The sequence below is a fragment of the Raineyella sp. W15-4 genome, assembly GCF_033170155.1.
Taxonomy (GTDB): Bacteria; Actinomycetota; Actinomycetes; order Propionibacteriales; family Propionibacteriaceae; genus Raineyella.
This window is the reverse complement of the sequence record NZ_CP137079.1, coordinates 1,207,667-1,228,158: the sequence shown is the minus strand read 5'-3', so window position 1 is coordinate 1,228,158 and position 20,492 is coordinate 1,207,667. Positions and strand designations below refer to the sequence as shown.

Below are 20,492 nucleotides of genomic sequence, written 5' to 3'. Positions count from 1 at the left end.
CGCCGCAGACATCGCCCCGGGCGTACGGTCCCCGACCGAGGCCCAGCCCGGGCGGCGTCCTCGCCCGAGGTCGTACAATCAGTCGGACTGCCCCCATAGCTCAGCTGGATAGAGCAGCAGCCTTCTAATCTGCCGGTCGTGCGTTCGAGTCGCACTGGGGGCGCTGGTGATATACACCTGGTAGATGACGGTTTGGCTGGGATTGTCCGACCAGGCGGAGGACCCCGGCAGGCCCGATCTGCCAACGGATTGCGAACAGAGTCCATTTCAGGCCCCCAGACGGCTCGGGCGAACACGTCGACAGCCCTGGTGTCATCGGCCGGGATCGCGTCGGCGTACACATTGAGCGTCACAGACGGGTCGCGGTGCCCGAAGCGCTTCGACACAATGTGGACCGGGACCCCCTCGCGCAGAAGCAGCGTCGTCGCGTGGGTGGGGCGGCAGCCGTGCAGGGTCATCCTCGACAGATCCAGGCCGGCCACCAGCGTCCTCCACCAGTTCGACAACGACACCCTGCTTGTAAGGCAGGCGCTCTACCAACTGAGCTATGCGCCGATGTCGACGGCTCCCGGAGCCGGGAAGCGCTCATGCCCGCGTGTGCGCGGGGACGCCGTGGAGGGGGTACTCACCATCTGAGTACCCCCTCCGCAGGGCCCTTCAGACGTTCGGGACCGGTCGGACAAGCGCGAGCCTGGCCAAGATGGTCGTCACGACGCGCTGGGCTGCAACTTGGCGAGTTCCTCACGGCCCCTCTTCAGAGCCTCGATGAGAATGTCGAGAGACTCAACGCGTCCATAGGACGGCCCGGATCCATCGTCGTAGTTGGTTACGACGACGTATGGGGCACGCATGGTGATGGTGTCATCGGGATGCGTGGTGACGTCCTGGATGATGAACACCTCTGTGTGTTCGTTCTGCACCCTTCCCGGTGTGTGCTCGTAGTCACTCGGGACGATAGCGAGTGTGCCCTCGTGGTATCCCTCACGCTTCCCGTTCGTAGACGATTGGAAGATGTGCCCGGGTCCGAGAGTGCACCAGTCGAGGCAGCCCGGCACGGGCTCAGTGACCCGGTGCCGCAAGATGGTGTTGATCAGCTCCACAGTGTCGTGGCCGGCGACGTTCCAGTCAGGGCACTCGACGGCCAGGTTGTCGAGGATCTTCGGCATGTCGAACTCGTGCTGGACGCCGAACGTCTGACGGATCTTGTTCAACACGTAGGTGCATGCAGTGTCGCGGGTGAAGGTTGTGGCGGTCATGGTCAGTTCTCCCCAGGCTCGGGCTCTGCGGCCGGCCGCTCCATCCGACGCCGGATCTCGTCGACCAGTTCCTGGTCGCTGACCGCGCTGAGGACGGTCCGCCACTCGTGGAAGCCAGCCGTGCCCCAGAACCGTTCGACGCCATCCGGGTCATCCATGGCGGTGGAGAAATCCCAGGTGCCGTACTGGTTGTGGAGGTCGTCGGCGAGACCCTTGAGGTCATACTCGACGGCGTTGTCTTGGAGGGCGGTCCGCAGGTACGTGATTGCGTCGTCACGGGTGATCGCGGGGGTGTCATTGGTGGGCATGATGGGCTCCTTCGTTGCTAACGGGCCTGCTATCGCGACCGTACGGATGGGGTCAGACAGTGCCGGATGTTGGGGTGGAGGTGTTGCACCGGAACGGCCTGGACCGGACGGTCTGAATCCAGATGCGACTAGGCAGGATGGTCCTGATTGGACTTCTAGTCTGCGGGTCGTGCATTCGAGTCGCACTGGGGGCGCTGGTGAAACACCTGGTAGATGACGGCTTGGTGCAGATTGCGCTGCACTGCCTGCCCGAGTCGGAGTAGGAGAGGCGTCCTCGACGCTCACAAGACCGTGGGTCGCGCCAGGTTGGCCCGAGGTGCCGCAAGCTGAGCCGTCAGAATCAGCTCACCAACGCGACCGCACCCCACGACCGGGAAGCCCCACAGGCGTGACCGTGTGCGTCACCCGAGCTCGGACGGCGTGGGCGTAGCGTCGCAAAAGTCGACAAATGTGGGTTCCGCTCACCGCTCTCGACCCTCGCCACCGCGCCCTGCGAGATCCCCATCCGCGCGGCCACATCCGCCTGGGTCAAGCCGCGATCACGGCGCACCTTGACAAGCTGATCCAGCAGCTTCTCGTCGCTGGCCACCAGCTCACCAGCAAGCTGCGCGAGCGGATCACTCGGATCGACGCCGAGCAGCTCGACGATGTCGGCTTCCATGACGTACCTTCTCAGGTGGAAGACAGGCGCCAACCGGTAAGTGTCGGAGACCCATGCCATGATCTTACCGGGTGCGCCTGTCGGGCAGCCATGGTGAAATTCGATAGGGTGGTAAGCATGGCAGTCGCAGCGAGCAAGGGTTACCACACTCCTGATGGGCTTGAGCGCGCCGTGGTCGACCTCGTTCGCGTCGGGACACGCGGTCATGGCGCCGGGGTACGGCAGCTCGCATCGAGGCTGATGCGGTCGGTCCCTACGGGTGTTCAGGATATCGAGTCGTTCCGCGACGCGGTGCATCAAGCCATCGCGGCTGGCTCTGATACGACAGAGTTGCGTTACGTCTCGGGCGCGGTCCCGACCGAAGGGGAGAGTGCGCAACCGTTGGTGGACATCGACCTCTTGCCAGATGGAGAGGGACTCGTCCTCAGCAACGACGTGATGGTTGAGTTCAACGAGGTACTGCTGGAACGCAGCCGTGCAGACGAACTGCGACGTGCAGGCGCGGGCCTCACTCGCACGCTCCTCTTGAGTGGCCCTCCCGGTGTGGGCAAGACCATGGCAGCCCGCTGGTTGGCGCAGTCGCTCCAACTGCCGCTGCTCTCCCTCGACCTGTCGTCAGTCGTCTCCAGTTACCTGGGTACCTCCGGACGGAATATCAAGTCCGTCCTCGACTACGCGAAGAGCGGTCCTTGCGTGCTGCTATTGGATGAGTTCGATGCCATCGCCAAGCGACGCGACGACGACTCGGACATCGGTGAGCTCAAGCGGATCGTCAACGTGATCCTGGTCGAACTCGACCGCTGGCCCGACACCAGCCTGCTGATAGCAGCGACCAATCATCGCCAACTCCTCGACACAGCAGTTGAACGGCGCTTCGACCGTTCCTTGGTCCTGTCACTTCCGGGCGACGAGGAACGACATGCCATCCTGAACAACCTCGCCGCGGGCGTCGAGCGCGTCGACACCGGCGCTCTTGTTCTCGCGACCGAGCTCACATCCGGGATGACCAGTTCTGACCTCACACGGCTCTGGTCGCTCGCACACAGACGATCAATCCTCAACGACTCCGCGGTGACCGATGAACTTCTCAGTCAGCTGGCGCGTCAGATTGAGGACGCCGGCCCACGCCGTGACAAGCTCTTTTTGACTATGCACAACAAGTTGGGGATGTCGAACAGGCAGATCGCTGCGCTTATGGGCGTGAGCCACCCGACCGTCGCTGCCGGTATCAAACGAGCAGAAGGAGCCTAGCATGGCGGACGTGCGAAGCAATGAAGCTGTATCGCGACCGCTTCTCATCAACGGGGAAGCGCTAAGACTTGATGTGCAGGCGCCGCGCGCCGGCGGCGGCGAAAAATACGAGCCGCAAACCGTCGAGCAAGCGCAGAGCATTCTTGCGCCACAGTTGATCGCCGTGACCGAAGCGGTCGAGACTCTGCCGCCAACGCTCCGCGCAAGCGATCGCGTCTACGTCGAGGCGAAGCTACTCCCGAACTACCTCGCGGCGTCCTATTTCCCGACCGAACTCCTGGCCCACATCGGTGCAGCGCCAGTCGGATCACGAGCAGACGTGGGCCTGTATGTCACGAAGAAGAAGAGTGTCGAAGCACAGACACGGCGGCTCATCTTCACCGTCCCGGACGGCGGCCTGAGTGAGCTTCGGCGACTCATCACGGAAGGCGGACGAAACCGAACAGAAGAGCAAGCCTTCACACAAATACGCGAACTCAGCGAAATCGCCCTACCGCGTCAGTCCGACGTCCTGCGGGCACGGGAGGAGCCAGAAGCGCGGGCTAACTCCGCTGAGCGGCGCGTTTGGGAAGCAGTCCTCCATCCCCACACATCAAGGCTTGGCGAGCCGATTCCGCTCGATGAGGAGACACTTGAACACTGGTTCACGCTCATCGTGAACGAGGGCGGGGAAGTTCATCGCGACTACGTCCGGCGCGTGGGCGGGCTGACCTTCACTCCGGTCAGCCTTGAAACCGAGACGGCGTCCTCCCTGGCTCGGTTCAATCCATTGCGCGTGCTACGCCCCATGCCAGCGATCCGACCACGTCCACGCTTTGGCACACGCAGCGTGCAACGGCTCGCAGCGCCCCCGACGAACCAACCTGTCCTTTCAGCCGTCTCGGTCGCTGTATTCGACGGCGGCGTGGACGTTGCCAGCAGAAGCGGCTCCCTGTTCTCCATCCCCACGCACGACCTCACGCCAGAACCGCCAGCTCAGGGTGAGCTCGACCACGGCACCGGCGTGACCGGTGCCGTCCTCTATGGCCTCGTCGCACCTGGAGGGCAAGCGCCAACGCCGCCACTCCCCGTTGAGAGCTATCGAGTACTCCCAGCCCCCAACATTCCCGACGACCTCGAAGGCTACTGGGTTCTCGATCGCATCAAAGAAGCGGTCGAGACCAATGGGCATCGCCTCGTCAACCTCAGCCTCGGCCCAACCCTTGCAGTCGAGGACGACATGGAACCAAACCGTTGGACAAGCGAACTCGACCAACTGGCCTGGGAAAAGGACGTCCTGTTCATTGTGGCGGCCGGAAACGACGGCGACCAGGACCAGAAAACCGGCCTCCATCGAGTTCAGGTACCAGCCGACATGGCTAACGGGATCGCCGTCGGCGCGTGCGACGCGCCCGCTCCCGAGAAACCTTGGGCACGGGCGCCGTACTCGTCAATGGGTCCTGGCCGTCATGGGGCCCGAGTCCAGCCCCTGGGTGTCCAGTTCGGCGGCAGCGGCAACCGGATGTTCAATGTTGTGCGAGCAGATGGCAGCTTCCTTGAAGCGGCCGGCACGAGCTTCGCAGCACCAGTGACAACGCACGCTCTCGCTGACCTCGTAACCCGGCTTCCGCGGGTCAACAGCAGCGTCCTCCGAGCCTTCACCACTCACTTCGCCGAGCGGCCGAGGAATCACCTCAAACTCCGAGACGAAGTCGGCTACGGGCGTCAGCCGCTCAGTTTCGATGCACTTCTGGACTGCGCACCCAACGAGGCGCACGTCCTGTACATCGATGAGATCGAGCGCGGCGACCTCCTCGGATATCAAGTGCCAGTCGCCGACCCCGCCACCACCGAGGTGCAGCTCCAGATCACGCTCGCTTACGCATCACCAGTCGACCCGACGCAGCCAACCGAGTACACCAGCGCTTCCCTAGAGCTCGTTCTACGACCGCACCACAGAATCCATACGTTCACCCCACCCAAGGGGCTACCCGACAAGAAGCAAACCTTGGACATCGGCGGCGACACAGCACGCGCTCTTCTCGCCCAGGGATGGACGCCGAGTCAAGAACCCGTCACAAAGACGTTGACCGCAGCGAAGCGAGGTGCTTCAGAGGCTCAGCTGCGCGACAGCGGGAAATGGGAGACCGTTCGCCACTACCGAGTGACTTTGAAGCCCAACGAGGTCGAGTTGCCCAGACTTGAGCTGTCCTACGTCGCACGACGAAGCGGAGCCCTCGACAACTCACCCACCAAGATTCCGTTCGCGCTCCTCATCTCGGTCATTGACGAATCGCGATCAACAGACGTCTATGACGCAATCCGTACACGGTTTGGAGCGCTTCGACCCGTCCAGCGCGCGAGGACGAGGCTGCGGACACGAGGCTCATCGACGCCCCACTGGTACTGATGCTCAGTCTCCTGTGGGATGTTCGCTCAAGAACACGATCGCCCCGTGGGAACAGGTCAGGGACGAGCCCCTGTGTGCCGTGACCGACGCCCAACGGGCCGAGTACGGCAAGCCGCCGTCGAGGCCGAGGGCCGCCTCCAGCTCGCAGAACTCGTCTACACCGCACGGACCGCCGCCGCCTGCCAGCTCCCAGCTCTGACCGTGTGCAGGTAGCTGCCCGCGACAGCAGTCAACTCGTCCCCGGCCCGCTGGATGTCGGGCCGAAACTGCTGGGTCACGCCGAAGCCAAGGCGTCGAGCGCGCTGGTCAGACGGTCGGGCGCCTCACGGATCTTGCGCACAGCGTCGGCCAGCTCGTCGAGGGAGTCGACGACGTACACGTTCGGTCGGTCGACGAGCGCGGCACCCCACGCCGTCGTCCGGGCGACCGCGGAGGTGAGGATGACCGGGCGCCCGTGTTCGCCAGCGACCCGTGCTTGGATGCGGGTGCCGGAGTACTCACCGGCCTCAACGACGATCGTCGCGAGTCCGTATCCGGACATTGTTGCGTTCCTCATCGGGAAAGACTGCTTCGTCGGGGGCGCATCCGGGTAGAACTGCGAGAGCAACAGCCCCCGGTCGGCGATCTGGCTCTGTAACGTGGCGTTGCTGGCTGGATACGTCCTAGTGATTCCGGTACCGAGGACCGCGACCGTCCTGCCGCCGGCGTCCAGTGCGGCCCGGTGGGCGGCGGTGTCGATGCCTGCCGCGAGGCCTGCGATGACGGTCAGTCCTTCGGTGACGAGGAGGCGTGCGGCCTCGGTTGCGAATCGCAGGCCGTCACCGGAAGCATGCCGCGTGCCGACGACGGACATCCCAGGGTCCGGCTCCCGGAGTGCACCCTGAAAGAAGAGGAACGGTGGCGTCTCGCGGATGCCGAGCAGCCGGGCCGGGTATTCCTCGTCGAGCACGGTGATGACACGGTATCCGGCCGCGTCCCACTGTGCGATGGTCCTGCGGGCCGACGCAAGCTGTGCGTCCTCCTCAACCGTGGCGAACAGGGTGTCGCTGGCCAGATCGTCCAGCACCGCGACCGCGCTTCCTCGGGCGGCGACATCGAACGCGATGTCGTTCCATCCGGCGCCGCCCGGCTTCTTCCGGAGCAGCACCAGGAGCGCTGCCAGCTCGTTCTCGCGGCTATCCATGAATCGAGCCTAGCCGGGTTGGCAGACGTTGTGATCTGTAACCCGCCCAGGGGCTTGACCCGCCAGGTTCACCACCGCGGCCCTGATCCATCGACTGTCGCTAGCGAAACCGACGCGTACGACGTCCCACCGTCTCGGCGGTGGCGCGCTGCCGGAAGGCCCACTCCTCCTCGATGCTGACGCCGGCACAGACGACAGCGGGTCCGGCGCCGCCTCGCAGGTCGTGGGAGTGGTGCGCCCAGCACCACGCGTCCTGCCAAGGCAGGTGCGGGTCGCCGGGTCCGGAGTGCAGCACGAGGTAGTCCCGGTCCTGCAAGGTCGCGGCTTCGAGGGTGGTCCGGGAGGGCCTGACGACCAGCAGGGAAGCCCGGCCGAGGGTCCGTGCAGAGGCGCTGAGCATCCGTCCGTAAACGAGGGGGTAGTTGTCGGCCAGCGCCCGGAGGTGCACGGATTCGGCAAGTACGCTCGGCCCTTCGATGACGAGCGCGAGTCGGTCCTGGTCCATCAGCCACCCGGTGGCAGCATCGACCTGACGGTCCACGGCGTACGGGCCCAGCGGGGCTTTCAGATGCGCGACGACGCTCACTGTGCTGCCCTCTGCGCGTACTCGTTCGCGGCGGCGGCGACGTCATTGACATAGGCGTCGAGGTGGTTGTAGGCGAAGATTGCCTGCCGCCAGCCGCCGGAGGTGGTCATGGAGCCGGAGGAGCACAGGTACCGGGCGGTGGCCAGCGCGGCATCGTCGATCTGGTTGGGGTCGGCGACACCGTCGCCCGAGGCGTCCGTGCCCCACTGCCTCCAGGTGGACGGAATGAACTGCATGGGGCCGACGGCGCGGTCCCACGTGGTGTCGCCGTCCCAGACGCCGCGGTCGGTGTCGCGGATCGCGGCGACCCCGTTGCCGTTGAGGACCGGGCCGCGGATCGCGGGGGTCGAGTACCCGTCGCTGCCGAGGACGGCTCCGGCGTGGCGGCCGTGGTTGGACTCGATGGACCCGATGGCGGCGATGGTGTTCCAGCCGATCCCGCAGGACGGGTTCTCACGCTGCGTGACGAGCTGTGCGGCACCGTAGGCGCTGAGCGCGCGGGCGGGGATACCGGTGGCGGCGGACACCCGCGCCGTCCAGGCAGGGTCGACGCGGGTGGAGCCGGAGGTTGCCGTACCCGACTCCTGTTGCTTCGTGCGCTGCGTTCCACCGCCGGCCGTGACGGCGGTGCGGGCACCGGCGGAAGGGTTGGCCTTGGCAGAGGCGGAGGCACCGGCAGAGGTATTGGCGCCGGCACCGGCGGAGGGGGTGGGCGCCAGCGGGGCGGGGCTCGCGACGGCGAGTGCGCCGACGGGTGCCGCGACCACCTGTACGGGCTGCTCGCTCGCAGCCCGCTCCGCGGCCCGGGAGATGTGCAGGATGCCGAGGGCGACGACGCCGATGATGGCGAGGCCGACGACCGCCATCGCCCGGTACAGCAGCGTCTGCCAGTACGGGGGCTCGGGGATGGTGTCGGGCATTGTCGTCTCAGCCATAAGCGATCCTGTTCTGTGCACGGCCGAGGCTGCCACCAAGGCGGATCTGGCCCTCTGTGGCCGGATGTGCGATCGGTGTCGGGTCCGGGGTGGGCGGGGACTGCGCTACGAGGGAGATGGTGACGCCCACCCGCAGCACGGTTCCGGCGGGCGGGTCGCTGCCGGTGACGGTGCGATCGGCGGGCACCACTGACGGCTGCGGTGCGACGAGGAAGCCGGCGGTCTCCAGGACGGCGGTGGCGGTGCCGAGGCTCATGCCGGCGACCTGCGGGACGGCATTGCGTCCGCTGGCGACGGTGAGGTCCACCACGGCGCCCGCCACGGCCTGCGCACCTGGTGCGGGACGCTGCTGCAGCACGGTCTCTGCGCGCTCGGCAGAGTCCTCCCGGGTGATGGTCCCGACCCGGAAGCCTGCCGCGAGAAGGGCCTGTTCCGCGTCGGCGAGGGTGCCGTGCAGGGCGGGCACGCTGGCCGGCACGGGGGTGGGCGTTGCCGGGAGCGCGCTCGGGGTGACGGTCGGGGTCGGCGTGGGGGTCGGGGTCAGCGGCGGAGTGGTCGCCGGCACCGCCGAGGTGGCCGAGGGTCTCGGGGCCGGTGCGGCGCCGGGCCCGGCGCCGGGCGCGGCGCTGCTCCCGCCGAGGGCAGCGGCGACCAGGACGACGACGACAAGGGCAACGACGGCGACACCGCCGAGCACGGCGGGGCCGTTGCCTGGCGCCCGGCCGGTCGCGGGCACCGCGGCGACAGGTTCGGGGTCGGTGAGGTAATCGAGGGTGCCGCGCCGGACGGGATCGCCGGCGCGGATCCTGGTGGCCCCGGTGGATGTCCGGTCCGCTGCAAGCGGGTCGGTCTCGTCCTGGTGGGGCTCGGCCACCGCATGCGCCGCCACTGCATGCGCCGCCACTGCGGGCGGCACCGCGGGCATCGCCACCGCGGGCGCCACGGCGGCCGATGCGGCGGCCGATGCGGCGAGAGCTTCGCGGAACTCGGCGGCGTCGCGGAAGCGGCGGGCGGGGACCTTGGTCATCGCCCGGGTCACGACGCGGTCCAACCGCCGGGCGGCGGGCGCCAGCGCTGAGGGCACCGGCGGGGGGGCGCTGACGTGCGCCTGCATGGTCAGGGTGGCCGAGCTGCGCGGGAAGGGTTCCTGTCCGGTGAGCGCGAAGTACAGCACGCAGCCGACCTGGTAGAGGTCGGAGCCGACCCGGACTGGTTTCCCGGTGGCCTGTTCGGGCGACATGAACGCCGCGCTGCCGACCACTCCCCCGCCGACACCCCCGACGCCGTCCCCGCCAGGGGTGGTGGCGAGCAGGACGTCGTGACCGACGGTGGAGTGTCCGGTGGCGTCGGCGAGACCGAAGTCGATGATCCGCACCATGGCCGCCGTCAGCGGCGCGCCGGCGGCGGCCCCGACGAGCACGACGTTCTGCGGGGTCAGGTCGCGGTGCACGATCCCGGCCCGGTGGGCGTGGCCGAGGCCGGCGAGGACGCCGTCGAGCACGGCGCCGGCTTCGGCAGGCGTGAGCGGCCCGCCGTCGCGGACCCGCTCGCGCAGGGTGGGGCCGGTGGCGAGGTCCATCGCGATCCACGGCTGCACCACCCCGGCCGCATCGTGCAGCCCGGCACCGCGCACCCTGGCGATGTTCGGGTGCGACAGTCGCGACGCACGCTCCGCCTCCCTCAGGAAGGCGTCGCGCGAGGCCGCGTCCGCACACAGGTGCGGATGCAGCAGCTTCACCGCGACCCGCTCCCCGGTCAGGGTGTCGTCGGCGGCGAAGACCGATCCGGTCCCGCCCACACCGAGGAGCTCGTCGAGTGCGTAGCGCCCGCCGATCAGGTCCCCGGGTGTGGCGATCATGCTCGGGTCACCCGAATCGACCGTTGACGTAGTCGTAGGTGCGTTCATCCTGCGGCTCGGAGAACATGGCCTCGGTGTCGCCGTATTCCACGATCGCGCCGGGGGTGCCCTGGGAGGCGAGGAAGAACGCGCACTGCTGCGACACCCGCTGGGCCTGCTGCATGTTGTGGGTGACGATGACGATGGTCACTTCCTTCTGCAGCTCGACCATCGTCTCCTCGATCACTCGGGTCGAGGTCGGGTCCAGCGCGGAACACGGCTCGTCCATCAGCAGCACCTTCGGCTTGACCGCGATCGACCGGGCGATGCACAGGCGCTGCTGCTGGCCGCCGGACAGACCGCCGCCGGGCTGCCGCAGCCGGTCCTTCACCTCCTTCCACAGGCCTGCGGCCGTCAGTGAGCGCTCGACGATGTCGTCCTTCTCGTCGCGCGATGCCCGCGTGCCGGTCAGCTTCAGCCCGGAGACGACGTTGTCGTAGATCGACATCGCCGGGAACGGGTTCGGCTTCTGGAAGACCATGCCGATGTGCTTCCGCGCCTCCTGCAGCTTCCGGCCTCGGGCATAGATGTCGTCCCCGTCGAGGAGCACTTCCCCGGCCAGCGAGGCGGACGGCACCAGTTCGTGCATCCGGTTGAGGATCCGCAGGAAGGTGGACTTGCCGCAGCCGGACGGCCCGATGAGGGCGGTGACCTGGCCGGCGGGCATGGTGAGCGAGACCCGCTCCAGCACCTTGTGCGATCCGAACCAGGCGGAGATGTCGCGGGCTTCGATGACGGAGAGCTCCTGGGCGGGTGCGGGATCGGCCCGTCGGCGTGCTTCCCCCCGGCGCGCTTCGACGACCTCGATGTCCGCGCCGCGGGGCGTCCCGGGGGCCGGGGCGGGGGGCACGATCCCGGCCTGTCCGACGACCGCTGTCTGCGTGAACGAGGGCGGTGCGAACGAGGGCTGCGGGAGCGAGGGCTGTACGGAAGTGAGGTCGTCGTCCGCGGGCGTCCAGGCCCGGGACGGGGTGGCGGCAGAGGGGTGCACTTCGGTGACGTCCTCCGCCCAGGAGGGTGAGTTGCGGGCGGTCGGTGAGTCGACGTCGGGTCGCATATCGGTTCTCTTTCAGGAATCAGGGGGTCAGATGAGGTTGGGGAGCGCGTCCATCACTTGGTCGCAGACCAATACGCCGAGGAAGATCATGATGGGCAGTCCGACCACCCAGGCTTGCCGGCGTCCCCAAGTGGTCCACAGCCACCAGGTGCCGAGGCCGGCGGCGAGGAAGAACACCGCGTAGAAGAAGCCGATGAACCACCCGGACGGGTCCTGCCCCATCGCTCGCTCCGGGGCGGGCAGGGCCGCAGTGGCCAGCGCGCGGGCGGGGGTCTCCTGGACGGGGGTGATGAGTTCGGCGTCGATGTGCAGCACCCCGCTGGCATAGAGGGGCAAGCCGTCCGCGGTGAGCAGTTCGAGGCGGCCCTGCCCTGCCCTCAGCGGGGCGGGCAGGGGGTCACCGGTGCGGCGGATGCCGAACACTTTGTACTTGGCCACGGTCTGCCCGGTGGTGATGGTCAACTCGTTGCCGGGGGCGAGCCTGTGGAGCCGGCTGAACGGTCCGCCATAGCCGAGCTGTCGGCCGAGGATGACGCTGGTGCCTGCCTGCCCGGGCATGACGGTGTCGCGCCGGTGGCCTGGGCCGGAGCGCAGCACTGCGGAGGAGGAGCCTTCGAGGACGACCTCGTTCAGGCCGATCGCGTCGGAGGTGATCAGGGCGACGGGAGTGCCTGGGGCGACGATCTCTCCGTTCACATCCAGCGGCCCGACCGGGGTCTCAGCTTCGGCGAGGCCGGTGCGTAACTCGCCGTAGGCAATGAGCTGGTCACGGTAGTGCTGCCCGGCCGAGAGCAGGGCGACGTGGATGACGAAGCCCATCATCAGGGCAGAGATGGTAAAGACCGCAATTCCGGTCCACCACCTGCCGTCGCGGACCACGGGTGGGCGCTTCTTGGGTGCGGGCAGCAGCTTGCGCTTGGGTTTCGCCGTTGCCCTCGGACGCCCGAACCGGACGGGTCCCACGGGCTTGGCATCAGTGGTGTCAAGGGAGTTCCCGGCCGCGGCGTCGACGGTGTCGGTGGCGTCGACGGTGTCGGTGAGGGTGTCGATGGTCATCGGGCAGCCTCACCCTCGGGTTCGCGCATCAGCCGGATGACGTACCAGACGCCCGCTGCCAGGAGCAGGGCGAGCAGGGTGCCGCCGACCCACCACAGCCAGGCGGGGAGGCCCCCGGTCGCCGGCATGCTGGCCGCCGTGTTGGTGCCGATGAGCACCGTCCCGACCGCCACGGCCTTGCACCAGCCGGTGAACTGGACGGTGTGCGAACCGGGCAGCATGTCCCCCGCGACCGGGAACGAGGCGTGCACCTGCCCGGTCTGGTCGGCGGTGAACGAGCCGATCAGTGTCGGGTCGCTGAACATCACCAGCTGCACGTGTTCGCCCGCACCGTAGCCGGACGCGGTGGCAGTGATCTTCTCCCCGACCCGGTACATGTCCTTGTCGAACGTGACCTTCCCGCCGGAGGTGGCCGGGCTGGTCGGAATCGCCGGCTCGGCCGGGGTGCACGCGCCGCCACCGCCGGGGTTACTGCCACCGCCGCCAGGGTTACTGCCGCCGCCAGGGTTGTCACCACCTCCGGGGTTACTGCCGCCACCGGGGTTACTGCCGCCCGGGACAGTGCCGCCACCCGGGTTGTCTCCAGCGCCGGGGGTCCCGCCCGGCGGGTCCGTCGGGGTCGGGGTCGGCGTGGGAGTGGGAGTGGGGTCAACGACGCCGGGCTGTTCAGTGGGAACGGCGACGGTCACGTCACTGCCGCTGTTGTCGGCGTGCGCGGCGGCGGGCATTGCCCACAGTGCGCTCACGAGGATCACCCCCAGCAGGAGGCGAATGCGCCGGCGGCGCGGGGTGAGGCGTTGCGTGGTCATGCGTTGCCGTCCTCTGTATTGCGGGGTACGAATCCGGCACCGATCGGCGCGGGGTCTGCGGGAGTGGTCTGTTCGGAGCGGATGCTGTCGGCGAAGTCGGCGAGTTCCTGCGCCATCCGCTCACGGCGCTGCAGGCGACGCCGCCGCTCGAACCACACCAGCCCGGCGATGAGGAACACGAGCAGCAGCCCGGTCCACGGGACCGCCCAGGTGGTGACTGATGTGGTGACGGGGGCGGGCATCGGGTCCCCGGCGGCGACGCCGTCGGCAGGCACGGGTGTCGCGGTCAGGCGTGCGAACAGCACCAGCAGCGGGGGGATGCCGGGGAGCTCGGCTTCGACGTGCGTGGTCGCCCCGGGCACGAGGTTCGCGACGGTGTCGAGCTTCACGGTGCCCAGAGGGATGCCGAAGGGGCCGGTGAGGGCCACTTCGGGGGCGACGCTGATGCGCGCGTTGCCGGTGTTGGCGACGTCGAACCCGAGGTAGGCGCTGCCGGGTGCGAACGGGATGAGGGAGGGGTTGTATCCCCCGGTGCTGCCGGTCACACCGATGCCGGGTGAGACGGGCCCGTCGACGCGCAGATAGATGCGTGCGCCGACGCGGTTCTCCACGCGCACGGAGGCGCCTTCCTTGGCCGCGTCGCTGAGCAGACCGGCGACGACTCCGGCGGAGTGGTCGCCGGGGGTGGCCCCCTTGGGGATGGTGATGGTGAAGGGGACGTTCACCCGCTCACCGGGTTTCAGGGTGACGGTGGACCCGACCGCCATCGCGCAGGTCGCCTCGGCGGCGTCGTTGGTGTCGTCGCAGGCCGCGCGGGCACCCTTCACGCTGGTCCAGGCACCGAGGTCGGTGGAGGCCTGGTTCGCACCGACGAGTGAGAACGCGCCGGACCGGTCGGCGGTCGCGTCAGCGGCGTAGACCCGGAACGTGCCGGGCACGGTGCCCTGGTTGGTGACCGCGACCCAGTCCTTGATGGTGGTGCCGGATGCGGCCTGGAACTCGAACCTGGTGCGCCCGTCGGGCCCCTTGGGGGTGGAGGGCTGCACCCCCCACACCACCGGCTCGCCAGGTGGGGCCGCCATCGCGGGCTGCACTGCGATGGACACTGCGATGGCGACGACGACGGCCAGCAGCAGCGCGAGCGCGGGCCGAGCCCGGTGGCTGAGGGGTCTGGGATGCCTGAGGAAGGCGAGGCGGGCGGCCGGTGCGGGCATGGCGGGTGTGCTCCTTGCGGTAGGGCATCTGCTCGTCCTGGCGACCGCCGGGGGTCGGTCGCGGTCCGCGCGGGCAGTGGGAGAGCAGACGTAAGGCAGGTGGGGTGGGAGAGAAGGTGGGGTGGGAGAGCAGATGGGGTGGGAGAGGCGTGGGACATGGGGGCGGGGTTGCCCCGAGCCGAGCGCGTGGAGCGCGTCCTGCCCGGGGCAACCCCCTGTGCGACGTCACCGACGTCGCGGTGGCCTCGGCGCGACCCGGCGCCGAGGGGTGAGGAACCTCAGATGAGGGTCAGGGAGAGCACCGAGCTGTAGTTTCCGGCGGGGGTGCCGCCGGGAACCTTCAGGGTCAGGCCCGCGGTCAGTGCGGTCAGCACGTTCGCGTCTTTGGTGCCCACGCCCTGCGCCAGCGGCTTCGGCCAACCCAAGCCGTTGTTCACGCCCGGGGCGACCGGGTCGCCGACGGTGCCCGCGCCGGAAACCTTGGCGGGCTCCCAGCCGAAGTTCGACACGCCGATGGTGTTGCCACCGCCGACGAAGTCCGACGCGGAGCCGGTCAGCGACCAGGCGGCGCCGGCGACCTGACGGTCGTCCTTCACCGTCAGCCCGCCGAGCGACCCCGTGGCCTGCCAGTCGGCACCCTTGTCACGGGTGGCCGCACCCGACAGGGTGACGGCACCGGGCTTGACCGAGATGGACAATCCGGTCGGGGCGCCTCCGGTCTCGGCGGGGACCGACACCGAGACGTCGGACTTCGAGCTGTCGGCGACGGGCGCCGGCGGCTCGGTGGTCACCGGAGCGGCCGCGCCGGTGGAGCCCTGGTGGGTGGCGTCGCCGGAGTAGACCGCGCCGAAGGTGTAGGCGGTGGCCGGGGTCAGGCCGGAGACCGAGGTGATGGCCTGGCCGCCGGTGACCGGGACCGGGGTGCCGACGTTGGTGCCGTTCTGGGTGAACTGCACGGTGCCGGTGGCGTCGGCCGGGTCGACCTTCGCCGTCAGCGTCGCCGACGTCCCGGTCACGGCCGACGTGGTCACTGCCGTGGTGGTGGCCGTCTTCTCGACCGGCGGGGTGGTGTCGGAGACGACCTGCCAGGTCTTCGCCGTACGATCCACCTTGATGGTGGTGACGAAGTACTTGTAGTCCGTCCCGGGCTTCAGGCCTTCCTCGTTCAGTGTGGCCACGGCGTCGCAGGTGACGATGAGTTTGTTGAGTCCGTTCGCCATCACGTTCGGGCCGAGCGCGGTCCAGACAACGGCATAGTCGTCGAACAGTTTGATCGGGTTGCCCTGGAGTCCCCAGTCGGCGGCGTTCGGGTTCATACGGTCGATCGCGGCGTCCTGGTAGGTTCCGTCAGGTCCGACCCAGTACGTGCGGGAAGACTTGCGATACCCCACCGGGCAGCCCGTGCTGATGTTCAGCTGGGTCGGCTGGTTGGCGGCGATCTGACCCCAGATCTCGTCCTGAATGAAGCTGCCTGAAGTCGTGTTGAGCGCAAAGGTGTAGGCTCCCGCGACTTCCTTCGCGGGGTCCAGCGTCACTGTGCCAAGGGCATCGGCATGTGCGGCAACGGGTGTGAGCACCGTTGCACCGAGCGCGGCGACGACGATCGTCGAGGCCGACACCAGGCGCCGCCTGAGGGTCTTCGGGGGGGCTGAGCGGGTCATGGTTCGCTTTCTGTGCAGATTCCTGTGGACGGGGCCAACCGCCCGAGGCCACCGGCGGTGCCGGGCGGCGGGCGGAGGGGCGGCGGCCCGCCGAAGCAGACCGCCGCCCGGACCTGTCAATCGACGGTGAAGGAGGTGGTGTCACCCGGGTTGTAGGTGACGCCGTTGATCGGCACGCCGCCGGTCAGGTTGCCGAAACCGAAGTCGGTAACGACAAGCTGCGTGAGCGAACCGGGCCGCTTCGCGGTGTAGGCCTTGGCGTTTCCGCCCTGGAAGACGTCCGCCAGTGCCGGGATCGCGGTCAGATCCGACACCTTCACCACGGTGAACACCGGCCGCGCGAGCGGGAAGCTGGTGTTCAGCGAGAGACTGGGGCTGGTGCCGGTGTAGGGCGCCTCACCGTTGACGTAGCCGAGCACGGCGCCGTGGCGACGGTCGGTGACCGACACTCCGGAGTAGACGTCGAAGTACGTCGAGCTCGAGGCCTTCTTGTTCTGCGCGATCCAGCTGGCGATCGAGAACGGGGTGATGGCCCCGGGCACGTCCTGCAGGACGCTGCCGTCATGCTCCTGCACGTCGACGGGGCTGCCGGCCTTGGTGTAGGCCCAGTCAGCGCGGTCGGCGGCCACCCAGTCGCCGGAACCGAGGATCTTCTCGGCGAAGAACTTGCGGGTGCCCGAGTTGATCTGCGGGACGAACGGAACGATCTGCGCGCCGGTCCCCTGGGCACCGACCGTGTAGTCCGTGCCCGTGGAGTCCTCGAGCGTGATGATCTGGTTCGTCCGGTCGTAGCCGTAGATGTTCTTCAGGGTGAGGTCGGGAACGCCGTTGCCGTCGGAGTCCTGGCCGATGGTGGTGCCGAGCGGGAGCTCGCGCTTGCCCACACCATTGATCGGAATGACGCTGTTGGTGTTGGACACCGCGAACGACACCGCGTCCACCGCGAGCGGGACGTAGGCGTAGGCGCCGTTGCCGTCCTTCTTCCAGGTCGCGCCGCTGGAGGAGCGGGCGAACTGGAGGTCCTCGTTGAGGAGGGTGACGCCCTGGTAGGTCCCACCGGTCTTCGCCGCGCGCAGGGCCGAGATGCCCGCGCCCGACCCGTCGGGGCGCGGGAAGGTGGTGGTGACGGGCGTGATGGTCGAGGGCTGCGGGGTCGCATCCCAGGAGCCGAGCAGCAGGTTGCCGCTGCCGTCCTTGACGACCGCCGCCAGGCCGTTGTTGATGTCCTGGGTGGTGTCGGAGCCGACACCGTTCAGCACGCGGGGAGCGGGTGCTCCGCTGGGGTCGGCGTGCGCGGCCGGCGCGTTGCCGAACGCGAGACCGGCCACGGTGGCGAGGACGGCCGCGAGGGCCCTCCTCCAGATGGTCTTCATGGGAATAGCCTTTCTGCTATTGTTTCCCGTTGGCGCGCCTGGTGGCGCCCGGCCCCCACCCTGAGTTTCCAGCCCCGGGTGGGGGCCTCCTCGTTCGTCATCCGGGGCGAACGAGTGTCTATGTGGAGTTGTCGGAGCCCGCACACGGGGGCGGGCGCTTCAACTCATCCGCCCATGCCACGTCGTCGCAGCAGGAACGGTGTACCGAGCAGGCCCGCGACGCTCGCGGCGAGCGCGCCGCCGACGGCGGCCCCCTGCCCGACGGTGGCAGGTGTCTTCGTCCCGGCCTCGCCGGCCGCGGCACTCATCTCGGTCTGGGTCGCCGGCGCGTTACCACCGGGGCCGTTCGCCCCGGGATCGACCGCACTGTCCGGGACGGTCGCTCCCGGGTCGGAGGAGGCGGTGTCGGAGGATGCGGAGCCGTTGCCCTGGGGATCGGCACCGCCGGGCGCCGAGGGGGAGCAGTTCGCCTCGCTGCGGAGCTTGACGGCGACGGCCTTTCCCTGGTCGCGTTGGGCCCCCGTGAGGGGCGTGTACCCCTCCGGAAGCTGCCCGCGCTGGGTTCCCGGCGTGTTCGCTCGGTCGCCCTCGACATAGTCGATCAGCCCCGCGTACTGCGTTCGGGCGGCCTTGTCCAGCCGTCCGCAGCCCAGGTCGACGGCGCCGTAGAGGGTGGTGGTGAGCGGATAGGCGTCGCCGGGGAGCCGGGTGAAGTCCCTCGACGCCACCCCGGTGGCCGGGTCCGGCGTGTCCGTGGCGATCGCCGTCGCCATCGATGCCGTGCTCAGCCCGGCGAAGTGTCGGGCTGTCCGGACGGTGTCATTTGTCGTCGTGGTGGACAGCGGGATCGCGAGTTGCGCCGTGCTGAGGCCGTACGCGGCCGCGGCGTTCGCGGTCGTCGGGCCCACGATCCATTGGGACTCGCTGAATTGCTCGGAGGCGACCGGGGCAAAGGCTCCGGCTTCACCGGCGGAGTTGAACTGCAGCTTGTTCCATATGCCGGTGTACCGGGTGTCCACACGGAACACCCTTTGCGCGTTGGCCTGCAGCGATGTGGAGAACGGCAGCAGGGTCACCGAGTCGACCCGCTGGCCTTTTGTCGTCCGTGCCGCTTCCTCGACAGAGGGGTACATGGTCTGGTCGGCGCGGGGCACGGTGTCGATCGCCGTGCGCGACAGGTCGACATCGTAGCCGCCGCCCTTCGCCTTCGGGTGCCCCGGGGGCAGGTAGTAGGGGTTGACCGAGTTCCCCCACGGGTCAGGCTTTCCGCTCAGGAAAGCCACCGCGTCGGCGTCCGCGAGCACGTACCGCCAGAGCAGTTCGATCGCGTCGTCACCGAAGGGACCGGAGACGACGAAGGACCCGGTCGCGCCGGTAAAGTTCTTCAGCTGCGGATCGTTGCCGAGTGCGGCCCATTCCGGATCCGCCACGATGCTGGCCGGCGGCTGCTGCGCCCAGCCCTCCCATTGAGCGGCTTTCTCCGCGTCCGTCACCGGGTACAGGCCGACGATCGGTGTCAGGTCCCGATAGCTCTGAGTGAGCAGCTTGGCGATCAGCCGGGGGGTGAGTTTCACCTCGGTGATCGCGGTACCGCTGCGGCGGGCGACATACGAGATGGTCAGGGCCGTGTTCGCCAGCGGCGCGTAGGCGATCTCCGCCCCGTCGAGCAGGGCCGGATCCGTCGTGCCGATGGTGTCCTTTGTCACCGGCCGCGCGCCAACCACGAAGTCCGCCTGCCCGGTCAGCAACTGGCCACGGGACAGCGCGCCGGAGTTCGTCGTCAGCGCGAAGCTGGTTCCGGTCGCTGCGCACGCCGCCGACTGCCAGGAGGACATCGCTCCGGCGACGAACTCGGTGCCCGTCACGGCCCGATCGGCAGAGCCGACGGCGCAGTTCCCGGTCGGATCCCTGAAGTCGAGCGGGACGACCAGGCGGTCGGCGAAATAGGTGCAGTCCGGGGACACCGCTGACCCTATTTGTGCGTAGTTCTGGTCGTAGTTCTTCGGCATGCACTCGCCGGTGGCCCCGGGGTGCTCGCCGGCGTGCGTGCCCCGGGGCACCACGACCAGCCAGCAGCGTTGTCCCGCGGCGGCCGGGCTGCCGCAGCCGAGGTAGGGGGCGGCGGTCGCAGCCTGGGTCTCGAAGGCCACCGACGCCGTGCCGTCGCCGCCGATCGGCACATAGGGCAGTTCGTTCGACGTCGACGGGTCCATGAACCGGGCGAGGCCGTTGCGGGTCAGTGTGCCCCCGCCGGGGGCGGGAACCTGGTCCGTGACGCTCTCCTCCTTGGTGACGGCGCGGAACGGCAGGTATCCGGTCTTGTAGCCATAGCGGTTGTAGGTGGCCTGCCCGATCGTGTGGTACATCAGGTCGTCCGCGCTGGCGAAGCCCGCGGTCTGGTCCGAGGCGCCGAACTGGCAGGTCTTCGCGAAGTCGGCGGCGAGCGGGTCAGGCCCCCAGCACTGCATGACCTGCAGGAAGTTCTTCCTCAGGCCGGGGTCCCCGACGGTCGGCGCCATGCCCTTGGCGGTGACCCGAACGACCTCGGTGTCCAGGTCCGTGGTCTTCGACACGGTGACCTGGAGATTCTTGAAGTCGTCCCAGTGCCCGGAGCCTGCGTCCTTGCCGTTGCCATCGCTGGTCAGGGCGGCGTGGTCAGGCTGGTATTTCTGCAGGCCTGCCTCATTGCCGCCGGCCCACTTCACCGTGATCGGGGAGTCGCCGCCGGCCGCGCGGGCCGGCGGCGCTGCGGTGAAGGCGGTGGCTCCGATGAGCGCACCGACGACGGCGGCGAGCGTCACAGCGACCAGGAACCGGCCGATCCTCGATCGCACTGCTGCAGAGATAGCGGTCACG

General features: G+C 68.6%; 16 protein-coding genes, 1 tRNA gene and 1 pseudogene. 3 read left to right on the top strand and 15 right to left on the bottom strand.

What is annotated here, in order from left to right; all coding sequences use genetic code 11:
- The first annotated feature begins 89 nt into the window (after window positions 1–89).
- A tRNA-Arg gene (locus tag R0145_RS05725) sits at window positions 90–163 on the top strand.
- 175 nt (window positions 164–338) lie between these two features.
- On the opposite strand, the pseudogene R0145_RS18375 reads toward R0145_RS05725, so the two are convergent.
- From R0145_RS18375 to R0145_RS05710, 4 genes and pseudogenes are all read right to left on the bottom strand, one after another.
- Window positions 339–512 (bottom strand): annotated as a pseudogene (locus R0145_RS18375) (tyrosine-type recombinase/integrase); the annotation flags it as partial.
- Window positions 513–707: 195 nt separating this feature from the next.
- Complete coding sequence (locus R0145_RS05720) at window positions 708–1,256, bottom strand: hypothetical protein (RefSeq protein WP_317839405.1); 549 nt, start codon at window positions 1,254–1,256, stop codon at window positions 708–710.
- Window positions 1,257–1,258: 2 nt separating this feature from the next.
- Entirely contained in the window at window positions 1,259–1,564 is a 306-nt protein-coding gene (locus R0145_RS05715) for a hypothetical protein (protein ID WP_317839404.1), read from the bottom strand.
- 340 nt (window positions 1,565–1,904) lie between these two features.
- Window positions 1,905–2,225: a helix-turn-helix transcriptional regulator gene (locus tag R0145_RS05710; RefSeq protein ID WP_317839403.1), complete on the bottom strand. Its 321-nt coding sequence runs from the start codon at window positions 2,223–2,225 to the stop codon at window positions 1,905–1,907.
- A gap of 117 nt (window positions 2,226–2,342) precedes the next feature.
- On the opposite strand from R0145_RS05710, the gene R0145_RS05705 reads away from it, so the two are divergent.
- Both R0145_RS05705 and R0145_RS05700 read left to right on the top strand, forming a co-directional pair.
- Complete coding sequence (locus R0145_RS05705; protein ID WP_317839402.1) at window positions 2,343–3,476, top strand: AAA family ATPase; 1,134 nt, start codon at window positions 2,343–2,345, stop codon at window positions 3,474–3,476.
- Window position 3,477: 1 nt separating this feature from the next.
- Window positions 3,478–5,865, top strand: coding sequence for a S8 family peptidase (locus tag R0145_RS05700; protein ID WP_317839401.1), 2,388 nt, complete (start codon window positions 3,478–3,480; stop codon window positions 5,863–5,865).
- Between the two features lie 274 nt (window positions 5,866–6,139).
- Here the strand turns inward: R0145_RS05700 and R0145_RS05695 are convergent, their stop codons facing one another.
- The 11 genes from R0145_RS05695 to R0145_RS05645 form a co-directional block, all read right to left on the bottom strand.
- Entirely contained in the window at window positions 6,140–7,012 is an 873-nt protein-coding gene (locus R0145_RS05695; RefSeq protein ID WP_317839400.1) for a DNA-processing protein DprA, read from the bottom strand.
- A gap of 136 nt (window positions 7,013–7,148) precedes the next feature.
- Window positions 7,149–7,634: a hypothetical protein gene (locus R0145_RS05690; protein WP_317839399.1), complete on the bottom strand. Its 486-nt coding sequence runs from the start codon at window positions 7,632–7,634 to the stop codon at window positions 7,149–7,151.
- A complete protein-coding gene (locus tag R0145_RS05685) occupies window positions 7,631–8,569 on the bottom strand; it encodes a lytic transglycosylase domain-containing protein (protein ID WP_317839398.1) in 939 nt (312 codons plus the stop codon). The genes R0145_RS05690 and R0145_RS05685 overlap by 4 nt, the downstream gene beginning before the upstream one ends.
- The gene (locus tag R0145_RS05680; RefSeq protein ID WP_317839397.1) at window positions 8,562–10,427 is read right to left on the bottom strand and encodes a serine/threonine protein kinase; all 1,866 of its coding nucleotides are present in this window, start codon (window positions 10,425–10,427) and stop codon (window positions 8,562–8,564) included. Before R0145_RS05680 ends, R0145_RS05685 begins: the two co-directional genes overlap by 8 nt.
- 7 nt (window positions 10,428–10,434) lie before the next feature.
- Window positions 10,435–11,199, bottom strand: coding sequence for a phosphate ABC transporter ATP-binding protein PstB (gene pstB / locus R0145_RS05675; RefSeq protein ID WP_317840154.1), 765 nt, complete (start codon window positions 11,197–11,199; stop codon window positions 10,435–10,437).
- A gap of 351 nt (window positions 11,200–11,550) precedes the next feature.
- Entirely contained in the window at window positions 11,551–12,579 is a 1,029-nt protein-coding gene (locus R0145_RS05670; protein ID WP_317839396.1) for a sortase, read from the bottom strand.
- A complete protein-coding gene (locus R0145_RS05665; protein ID WP_317839395.1) occupies window positions 12,576–13,388 on the bottom strand; it encodes a hypothetical protein in 813 nt (270 codons plus the stop codon). Before R0145_RS05665 ends, R0145_RS05670 begins: the two co-directional genes overlap by 4 nt.
- On the bottom strand, window positions 13,385–14,602 hold the full coding sequence (locus R0145_RS05660) for a WxL protein peptidoglycan domain-containing protein (protein ID WP_317839394.1): 1,218 nt from the start codon (window positions 14,600–14,602) through the stop codon (window positions 13,385–13,387). The genes R0145_RS05665 and R0145_RS05660 overlap by 4 nt, the downstream gene beginning before the upstream one ends.
- A 278-nt stretch (window positions 14,603–14,880) precedes the next feature.
- Complete coding sequence (locus R0145_RS05655; RefSeq protein WP_317839393.1) at window positions 14,881–16,263, bottom strand: Ig-like domain-containing protein; 1,383 nt, start codon at window positions 16,261–16,263, stop codon at window positions 14,881–14,883.
- Between the two features lie 116 nt (window positions 16,264–16,379).
- Entirely contained in the window at window positions 16,380–17,636 is a 1,257-nt protein-coding gene (locus R0145_RS05650; protein WP_317839392.1) for a substrate-binding domain-containing protein, read from the bottom strand.
- Between the two features lie 164 nt (window positions 17,637–17,800).
- Window positions 17,801–20,491, bottom strand: coding sequence for a hypothetical protein (locus R0145_RS05645; protein WP_317839391.1), 2,691 nt, complete (start codon window positions 20,489–20,491; stop codon window positions 17,801–17,803).
- Window position 20,492 lies beyond the last annotated feature (1 nt).